The sequence below is a fragment of the Streptomyces sp. NPDC047042 genome (genome assembly GCF_040644035.1).
In the GTDB taxonomy this organism is placed as follows: domain Bacteria; phylum Actinomycetota; class Actinomycetes; order Streptomycetales; family Streptomycetaceae; genus Streptomyces.
Genome location: NZ_JBEYVP010000112.1, coordinates 1 through 1,696, shown reverse-complemented (window position 1 = coordinate 1,696; position 1,696 = coordinate 1). Strand labels below are relative to the sequence as shown.

Below are 1,696 nucleotides of genomic sequence, written 5' to 3'. Positions count from 1 at the left end.
GCGCACGCGGCGGCCTGAACGGCAATCTGAACGATCGTCGGGCCGCTGCGTCGGCCCGTGCATTTCAAGTGGCGTTGACAGCTCGACTGGCACACTCCGGCCACGTCGAAGCGGAGGGCGCGGCGTAGTCGGCCCCTTCCGCGCGCGGCCCGGCCGCACGGCGTAGTCCGTCGCCGTTTGGAAGTCCGCATGTCTTCAGTCCTGTCTGCGCGCCGCCGGCGCGCGCGTTTCTCTCGCCTGTGTCCGGCCACGCTCGCGCGCCGCATCGCCGCGCTGAGCTTGATCTGCCTGGCCTTGCCGCTGACCGCACAAGCGCAGTTCGCTACCGGCGGCGCCGGGCGCTTCAAGCAGAACATCTACTGGTTCGACTGGGGTACCGCGCCCAACACCATTGCGCAGTCCGGCGTCAGCGTGACCAATGTGATTCCGCTGTCGGGGCAGGAACTGCGCGTGACCTGCTCGTTGAACAACATCAGCGGCGGCACCGCGCCGTCGCTGCGCATCTACCGGCCGGGCGACTGGACCGGCGACGGCCTGGACGATCTGTACAACATCGGCGGCACCGGCACCGCCAACACCATGGACATCGGCCTGCGCAACAACGTCAACGGCACCACGGTGAACTTCGACTTCACCTGTTCGGCCACGCTCGGCGCGCCCGGGCAGCCGAACCCGCCGGCGTACCAGCTCGAGGGCCTGGTGGTCGCCGATGCCGAGCAATCCTCGAACTCCGAATACCTGCAAGCCACCATCGCTACCAGCAACGCCGGCCAGCCGACGGTGTGGCGGGTCATCGACCGCTTCCGTTCCGCCAACTGCACCAGCAGCACGCCGGCGCTGCTGACCGAAACCGCCGCCACGCGCACCCTGCGTTTCGGCGCGGCGCCGTTTTGTTCGTCCGGCCCCATGGCCGTGGGCTTCATGGAGAACGCCACCAGCGCCAGCGTGCAGTTCTTCGGCGGCGGCGGCTCGGCGGTGGCGCTGGGCGTGGTGGTGGTGGATTCCACCGACCACGGCGATGCGCCCAGCAGTTACGGCGATGCCGTCCATCTGGCCCAGTTCGCCTGGAGCGGCGGTACCCTGACGCCGGGCGTGAGCACCAACGTCAACGACAGCAGCTTCGCCCTGGCCGATCTGGTGCCGCCGAGCACGCGCCTGGGCACCGCGCTGGATTCCGAATCGGCCGCGCAGTACTCGGCCAACGCCGACGGCGACGACTTGCTCGGCAGCGACGACGAAGACGCTTTCGCGGCGCCGCTGGGCAGCGTCATGGCCTTGCCGGGCACCACCTATACATCGCCGCCGATCGCCTGCACCGGGCCGGGCACGGTGCGCGGCTGGATCGACTTCAACCGCGACGGCGACTTCGCCGATGCCGGCGAGGTCTCGACCAACAGCCCGACCTGCAACGGCACCACCACGGTCAACCTCAGCTGGACCGTGCCGGCCGGCGCGAGTACCGGGCGCAGCTATATGCGCCTGCGCATCGCCAGCAATGCTGCGCAGATCGCCGCGCCGAGCGGCTCGGCCAACGACGGCGAAGTCGAAGACCATGTGCTGACGCTCGCCGATGCGCGCATCGCCCTGGTCAAGCAGGTCGACGCGCGCGCCGATGCCGCCGATCAATTCACCGTCAGCCTGTTGCAGGGCGCCAGCACGCTCGCCAGCGCGGCCACCAGCGGCGCCGGCACCAGCG

1 protein-coding gene is annotated in these 1,696 nt (G+C 69.7%); it reads left to right on the top strand.

Annotated elements, in window-relative coordinates; all coding sequences use genetic code 11:
- Positions 1-189: 189 nt before the first annotated feature.
- Positions 190-1,696: CshA/CshB family fibrillar adhesin-related protein (locus ABZ855_RS48285; protein WP_360820441.1), on the top strand; the 1,507-nt coding region annotated here is incomplete at its 3' end.